At 52.4% G+C, this 1,243-nt stretch carries 1 protein-coding gene and 1 pseudogene; both read left to right on the top strand.

Going from position 1 to position 1,243, the window contains the following annotated elements:
- Positions 1-992 (top strand): MobA/MobL family protein (locus R7Z41_RS23965; protein WP_411913145.1); only part of this gene is annotated, 992 nt, incomplete at its 5' end.
- 2 nt (positions 993-994) lie between these two features.
- A pseudogene (locus R7Z41_RS23960) lies at positions 995-1,243 on the top strand (hypothetical protein); the annotation flags it as partial.

Raw genomic sequence — 1,243 nt, 5'->3', positions numbered from 1 at the left:
GAAGCGCACTTATATGTTTCTCTCCTTCGTCGATAAACAGTGCGCTCCTGCGGAGGGCTGAAACCGTGGCAACCTATCACCTCAGCGTTAAATTTGGTGGCAAGGGGCAGGCTGCAAACCACGCCGATTACATCGAGCGCAAAGAGAAATACCGCGACCGTCAGGATTTGGAATATTCCGCACACGGAAACATGCCGGAATGGGCGCGAGATAATCCCTCACATTTCTGGCAGGCTGCTGACCAGTTTGAACGTGCGAACGGTTCGACCTATCGGGAACTTGAAATTGCATTACCCCGTGAACTGACAGCGGAACAGCGCCTTGAACTGGTGCAGGATTTTGTACGTCAGGAAGCTGGCGAACGGCACGCCTGGAGTTTTGCCATTCACAATCCGAAAGCGAGCATTGACGGCGGCGAACAGCCTCATGCGCATATCATGATGAGCCAGCGTGTGAATGATGGCATTGAACGTACACCGGAACAGTATTTCCGGCGCTATAACGCCAGGTATCCCGAGCGGGGAGGTGCGAAAAAGGATTCCGGAAGCCTGACTCTCACTCAGCAAAAAGAGCAGTTGCGGGAATTGCGAAAACGCTGGGAGGTGAAGCATAACGAACATATGAGAAAGCATGGCTTTGAAAGGGGCTTCATTGACTGCCGGACGCTGAAAGAACAGGGCATTGAACGACGTCCCGAAGTGCATCTGGGTTTTGAAGCTGCCGGACGGCTTGATGATGCCCAGCGTCATGACATCATGCAAAAACGGTCTGAACCGGACTATTCCCGCCATCTTGAACAGGCGCGAACGGTCGGGCATGACATCAGGGAATGGCTGGACACTCCGGTTAAGCAACATGAACTGGTCAGAAGGCTGCAACATGATGTTGCGCGGGAGCATGGCTTTGACATGAGAGACAGAGTGAGCAGACAGAACCGAACTGAACCTGAACGGGTTAAATCACCGTCACGTGGATTTTCTATGGGATTCTGAACATGGCCAGCACAGAAGAAAAATTACTCACGCTCCTGTTATCGGTGGAGCATCTGCAACATACCGCAATGGAGCAACAGAAAGCTGTTGCTGATTCTCTGGCTGTGGCAAGGGAAACACTTCGCGGATATCGGGATATTTCTGACGGTGTGGCAAAACAGGTCAGGGATGAAGTCAGAAACGAGGTGCAGAAGCTGGATGTTGCAGGGCTGATAGGTGAGCGCATCAGCCAGGATTTTCAGCGGCTGGAA

Source organism: Vibrio sp. 1457 (genome assembly GCF_033340195.1).
GTDB classification, from domain to species: domain Bacteria; phylum Pseudomonadota; class Gammaproteobacteria; order Enterobacterales; family Vibrionaceae; genus Vibrio; species Vibrio alginolyticus.
Note: the sequence above shows the minus strand (reverse complement) of the source record. Positions and strands in the feature narration are given on the sequence as shown.